A 5,485-nucleotide genomic window follows, 5' to 3' on the forward strand; every position below is an offset into this window, starting at 1 on the left:
ATGTAACGCCCGGCGGCTCTTCCGGAGGAGCGGCAGCAGCGGCGGCGAGCGGCGCGGGCGTGCTGCACCTTGGGACCGACGGCGGCGGTTCGATACGTATCCCGGCGTGTTTTACCGGTATCGTCGGCCACAAGCCCAGCTATGGACGGGTTCCGGCCTATCCACCGAGTTCGTTCGGTACGGTCGCTCATATCGGCCCGATGGCGCGCACTGTTGCGGACGCAGCGGCGATGCTGAATGCTATGTCGGGTCGCGATCTGAAGGATTGGACCCAGTCTACGCAAGCTTTCTTGGAGGTCTCGCTGCATCAGGTTAATTGGTCGGAGAAGCGGGTCGGGTACTGGAAGACACCTTGCGTAGGCAGTGTAGACCCCGAGATTGCCGTTGCGGTCGAAGCTGTGCTGAAAGATCTCGAACTTGCGGGCGCAACAATTACCGAAATTCGGCTTCCGGAACAAGGTGATTTGCTCCAGATATTCCTCCTCTACTGGTTTGTTGGGGCAGCCAACCGGCTGTCCTCAATCAACCCCCGGGACCATGCGCTGCTTGATCCCGGCTTTGTCAATGCCGCGCATATTGGTCAGAAATACACTGCGGTCGAGCGCATGCAGGCTGAGCAGCGACGAGCCGCGTTCGGCGCAAAGATGGACGCACTTCTTGAGGAATTTGACTATGTCATGTCGCCCGCCGTTCCCGTTGCAGCCTTCGACGTCGGCAGAGACATTCCTGCTGGAAGCGGACTCGAAACCTCATTTGAATGGTCGTCATTCAGCTTCCCGATCAATCTGAGCCAGCAGCCGGCCTGTTCGGTTCCTTGTGGATTTACGTCTGATGATCTCCCCATCGGCTTCCAAATCATCGGCGCGCGCGGGGATGACATGGGCGTGCTGAGCGCAGCCCTTTCCTATGAGCAACTCTACCCGGATCGTTTTCTGACGCAGGAAGGGACCTGGCCCAAGGTGGTAGGGGAACGGTCATGCAGTAGTCACAGTACTTTATCTCGGCGCAGCGACCGGCAACACCATCCGATAAAGGGGAATGAAAATGACCAAACTACCTAGTCGCCTGTCTTCTTTGTCGCCCCAGTGCCTGGTTGCACTTCTGGTCGGATCGACATTAACACTTCCGCTTTACAGCGCGCATGCTCAGACGCTGGATGAAGCGAGGGAAAACGGGGTAACCATCGCGATCGCCAACGAACCTCCGTTCATGCTGATGAACCCGGACGGCACGCCTGGTGGCTGGGGGCCGGAAATGGATGCAGCCATTCTGGATGAAGTCGGTATCACTAAGTTTTCGGGCCAGGTTATGGAGTACGGGGCGATGATCCCGGCACTACAATCAAAACGGGCAACTTTATCATCGGCTGGCGCGCTCTTTATCCGGCCCGAGCGTTGCGACGCGATCCTTTTCTCCGAACCCGTTTCGTGTAACAGCGAGGGCTTTCTTATCGCGTCCTCGCTCGCCGGCAAGGTGGCAACTTATAAGGACGTAGTTGACGAAGGTTTGACGATTGGCGTTGTCGCCGGCGGCAGCAACCAGAAATTGGCGATTGAAGCTGGCGTGAAGCAGGAGAATATCGTCGTGTATCCGGACGCAACGAGCGGCGTAAAGCTTCTAAAGGACGCGCGGATCGACGTTCTTGCTAATGACGCTTTCACCTTAGCAGCGCTGGTAGAGAGAGAAAACTCTGCTGACTTGCACCTCGTTCGAATCGAACACACCCGGGGTTGCGCAGCGGCAGGCTTCAGCAAGGACAATGCGGAGTTGCGAGACGCCTATAACGAAGGTCTTCGCAAGATCAGGACAAATGGCAAATATATGCAGCTTATGAAGAAGTATGACTTTGAAGAAGGCGCTCACGACATTGAAACGGTATCTATGGAGCAGCTTTGCCGAAAGTGACGTATCACTGACCTCATGTCGTGAGGCGCTTAAAGCGTGGCGCCTTCCGATCGATTTGCCCTAACCGTCAGTTGTTCGGCTCTTGGCGTTTGGGTATCTTTCTTCAGGAGTCCTGCATGCCCGTTCCGATGGTTCAGTTCAATAACGTGCGCAAGCAATACGGCGCCCATATCGTTCTAAGCGATCTAAGTTTTAGCGTGTCGCCAGGAGAGAAACTGGCGTTGATCGGTGCGTCTGGTTCGGGCAAGACTACGATCCTTCGTATCCTTATGACACTTGAGAAAATCGAAGGTGGCAGTGTTTCAATAGATGGCTCTCCGCTCTGGAGCCCTGAAATGGCTAGCCTGAGCCCTCGCCAGCGCAGGGCGCAACTCCATGGGATGCGCAAGAACGTTGGCATGGTATTTCAGCAGTTCAATCTTTTTCCGCATATGACGGTACTACGCAACGTCACGCTCGCTCCGATCCTTACCCAAGACCTATCTGAGGCAGCGGCCACGGCTTTGGCAATGGAATTGCTTGAGAAGGTCGGCATGGCTCACAAAGCTAAGGCGTTGCCGTCCGAGTTGTCCGGCGGCCAGAAGCAACGCGCGGCAATTGCGCGTGCCCTTGCACTGAAACCCAAGGTAATGCTGTTCGACGAGGTTACTTCGGCGCTTGACCCCGAACTAGTCGAAGAAGTCCTGAATGTCATGCGCCAACTGGCGGTGGAAACAGACATGACCATGCTGCTCGTCACCCACGAGATGACATTTGCCCGCGACTTTGCTGACCGTGTGCTTTTCTTGGATGGCGGGCGAATCATTGAGGAAGGGCCGCCGCAAGATATATTCTGCAATCCGCAGGAGGAGCGAACCAAACAGTTCTTGCGCAAGATTGTAGCCGCGGGGCTGAGTATCTAAATGCCTCAGTCGATCGATTTCCTTCCCATCATCCTGGCCGGTGTGACGGTAACTATCAAGCTCACCATATGTGGCGGTCTTTTGGCAACGTTTGTCGCTTTTGCCATAGGGTTTGCAAGGTTGTCCAATACCGCCTGGCTCCATATCCCGGCCAGGCTGTTTATGGAGTTCTTCCGCGGCTCATCGGGGTTTGTACAGCTCTTTTGGGCTTACTTCGTACTACCCATTTTCGGTATCTCCTTAACACCTTTTGAGGCAGGCGTGCTCATCCTCGGTCTTGGCGGCGGAGCTTATATGTCCGAGATCGTGCGTGGTGCCATGCTGGCCTTGCCGCTTGAGCAGTTTGAGGCTTGTATCGCGCTGAACCTCGGTCGCTGGCAACGCCTAAGATATGTGCTCTTGCCACAGGCTTTGCCACTAATGATACCGCCATTCTCCAATAGCGCCGTTGAACTGCTAAAGGCGACCTCGCTCGTGTCGGTGGTCTCAGTTTCTGACATCACCTTCCGTGCACAGACAGTGCGTACGCAGACTGGCGACGCAGCGATACCGTTCATCACTATTCTAATCATATACTTTGTTTTGGCGGCAATCCTGTCTTCGCTCATGCGCTTGGCTGAGCGCCGCCTTAAACCCACGTCAAAGGCGAGTAACTGACATGGAATGGGATTGGTCATTCGCTTTGAATATATTGCCGCAGCTCTTTGAAGGAGTGAAGGTAACCGTCTATGCGACCGTCTTAGGTTCGACCCTCGCAATGCTGATTGGTCTCGCAATCGCCATAGGCAGACGCTCGGGTGGGCCCGTCTTGGAGGCAGTGCTCCGCTATTGCGTCGAATTCGTGCGAGGAACGCCGCTCCTGGTGCAACTGTACTTTACCTTCTACGTGCTGCCTGACATTGGTATCTTTTTGAGCCCGCTTGTGGCCGGGGTGGTCACGATTGGCATCCATTACGCAAGCTATACGTCTGAGGTCTACCGCGCGGGTATCGATAATGTAGATCGGGGTCTTTGGGAGGCGGCCACGGCCCTCAACCTAACGCGGCTTCAGACTTGGAGGCACGTTATCATTCCGCAAGCACTTCCCCCTATGCTGCCCGTACTAGGAAATTACATTGTCCAAATGTTTAAGGAAAGCCCGTTGCTGTCGATGATTACGATAGTAGAGCTCATGGGCGAAGCGCGAACAATCGCCAACACGACTTACCGGTATCTGGAACCAATGAGCATGGTGGGCTTGTTTTTTCTGGCCGTTAGTATCCCTTCTGTCATTGCACTGAGCTACCTCGAGCGGCGTTTCGGGATGGAACGGAAGCGTCATCACAACATGTCAGTGTTTTAAAAGATCCACGAGACGGCGGAAAGCTGAAAAAGGGCAGACGATGAGAGCGCGGTGATGCCACCCCGCCTCGTAGTATGAAAGGTTGGCGAGATGAAAGGCATAGGCTTGGTAACACTCTCCACAGACCCCGTTGGAGAGGACGCCTTCAAAACAGAGATGGCCAGCTCGCCGGTGCGAGTGTTCACGACGCGTGTTTCGTACGATGAAGAGGATCATGCGGCCGGTGGCTTTAGCCCGATACCTGATTGGCAAGTTGTACTAGCAACGTTGCCGGCGGGAAAGTTGGTGGACGTAATCGCATTCTCATGCACATCAGCTACCATAGCACTCGGAAATGAAACGCTTCTGCATCATCTTAGTGCCGCGCGGCCCGGCCTTGCATATACATCGCCAGGGATAGCCGCGGTTGCGATGATGCGACGGTTCGACATAAAGCGGATTGCGCTGCTGACTCCTTATGGCCCGACTGTGCACAACGCCTTTACACCGTATTTCGCAACTCACGGAATCCAGGTAGTCGCCAGCCATTCATTGTCGGGACCGATGAACCTCATCACCGACGATGACGTTTCCCGCGTTCCCCTCGATCGCATCGAGACGGAGCTAAGGGCGCTTTTGGCGGTGGCAGATCCTGTCCATGCGTTGTTTGTATCTTGCGCAGCGTTTTCCATACGGCGATCGGACCTTGGCCGACTTGGTCGAGCGTTGGGATATCCAGTTCTGGCAAGCATAAACTCCATGGCTTGGCACGCTCTTGATCTCTTAGGCGAGAACAGGGCTCGCGACGAGATGACCGCTGAGTTGAACTTGCCTCGCGCTGACGCATAGCGTGACGCGACAACATTTTAGGAGACCTGCAAAGCGGCAAGATTGAGCCTTCAGCCACCTAATGGCAGACTCGATGCGAACCGTAGCGATCTCGTTGACGCTCTCGGATGCGGCGGTCTTCGGGGACGGACTCATGCCGCCAATCTTGCAGATTGCGCCTTCCAGTTCCACGGCAGGAGATCGGCCAGCCGGCTTTGCTGAGTGTCGGCGATGCGGGCGAGCACATCGGCGAGTCAGGCCTGCGGGTCGGCATCGTTGAGCTTTGCCGTGCCGATCAGGGTATACATGACGGCCGCGCGATCGGCGCCACGGTCCGGCCCAGCGAAGAGCCACGACTTTCTGCCGAGTGCAATCGCGCGGTCATTCTGCCCATATCGTCAGGAAGTTGAAGTTTGTTACCGCTGGCACGCACTTTATGGGTAAGCGCCAAGCTGACCCCATCTGGCGCGGCTTGAGGTGATGAGCGAGACATACTGACACTGAAGCAAGGAGCCGAGGAGCTTGCAGT

General features: G+C 55.6%; 6 protein-coding genes and 1 pseudogene. 6 read left to right on the forward strand and 1 reads right to left on the reverse strand.

Going from position 1 to position 5,485, the window contains the following annotated elements; all coding sequences use genetic code 11:
• From NKJ32_RS34910 to NKJ32_RS34935, 6 genes are all read left to right on the forward strand, one after another.
• Positions 1 to 1,061 (forward strand): amidase family protein (locus tag NKJ32_RS34910; RefSeq protein ID WP_352830457.1); only part of this gene is annotated, 1,061 nt, incomplete at its 5' end.
• On the forward strand, positions 1,045 to 1,905 hold the full coding sequence (gene ehuB, locus NKJ32_RS34915) for an ectoine/hydroxyectoine ABC transporter substrate-binding protein EhuB (RefSeq protein ID WP_352830459.1): 861 nt from the start codon (positions 1,045 to 1,047) through the stop codon (positions 1,903 to 1,905). The genes NKJ32_RS34910 and ehuB, both read left to right, overlap by 17 nt.
• A gap of 116 nt (positions 1,906 to 2,021) precedes the next feature.
• On the forward strand, positions 2,022 to 2,807 hold the full coding sequence (gene ehuA / locus NKJ32_RS34920; protein WP_352830461.1) for an ectoine/hydroxyectoine ABC transporter ATP-binding protein EhuA: 786 nt from the start codon (positions 2,022 to 2,024) through the stop codon (positions 2,805 to 2,807).
• A complete protein-coding gene (gene ehuC, locus NKJ32_RS34925; protein WP_352830464.1) occupies positions 2,808 to 3,464 on the forward strand; it encodes an ectoine/hydroxyectoine ABC transporter permease subunit EhuC in 657 nt (218 codons plus the stop codon).
• 1 nt (position 3,465) lies between these two features.
• The gene (gene ehuD, locus NKJ32_RS34930; RefSeq protein ID WP_352830467.1) at positions 3,466 to 4,149 is read left to right on the forward strand and encodes an ectoine/hydroxyectoine ABC transporter permease subunit EhuD; all 684 of its coding nucleotides are present in this window, start codon (positions 3,466 to 3,468) and stop codon (positions 4,147 to 4,149) included.
• Positions 4,150 to 4,305: 156 nt separating this feature from the next.
• Positions 4,306 to 4,977 (forward strand): aspartate racemase/maleate isomerase family protein, encoded by a 672-nt coding sequence (locus NKJ32_RS34935; protein ID WP_352830470.1) that lies wholly within the window; start codon positions 4,306 to 4,308, stop codon positions 4,975 to 4,977.
• Between the two features lie 131 nt (positions 4,978 to 5,108).
• On the opposite strand, the pseudogene NKJ32_RS34940 reads toward NKJ32_RS34935, so the two are convergent.
• Positions 5,109 to 5,336: pseudogene (locus NKJ32_RS34940) on the reverse strand (transposase domain-containing protein); the annotation flags it as partial.
• Between the last annotated feature and the right edge of the window lie 149 nt (positions 5,337 to 5,485).

Origin of the sequence: Mesorhizobium sp. M0159 (genome assembly GCF_040322295.1) — a bacterium.
In the GTDB taxonomy this organism is placed as follows: Bacteria; Pseudomonadota; Alphaproteobacteria; order Rhizobiales; family Rhizobiaceae; genus Mesorhizobium.

Bases quoted from the DNA above. Each gene is read 5' to 3' on its own strand.
- ehuB (WP_352830459.1), top strand. From the start codon at position 1,045: ATGACCAAACTACCTAGTCGCCTGTCTTCTTTGTCGCCCCAGTGCCTG.
- ehuA (WP_352830461.1), top strand. From the start codon at position 2,022: ATGCCCGTTCCGATGGTTCAGTTCAATAACGTGCGCAAGCAATACGGC.
- ehuC (WP_352830464.1), top strand. From the start codon at position 2,808: ATGCCTCAGTCGATCGATTTCCTTCCCATCATCCTGGCCGGTGTGACG.
- ehuD (WP_352830467.1), top strand. From the start codon at position 3,466: ATGGAATGGGATTGGTCATTCGCTTTGAATATATTGCCGCAGCTCTTT.
- NKJ32_RS34935 (WP_352830470.1), top strand. From the start codon at position 4,306: ATGGCCAGCTCGCCGGTGCGAGTGTTCACGACGCGTGTTTCGTACGAT.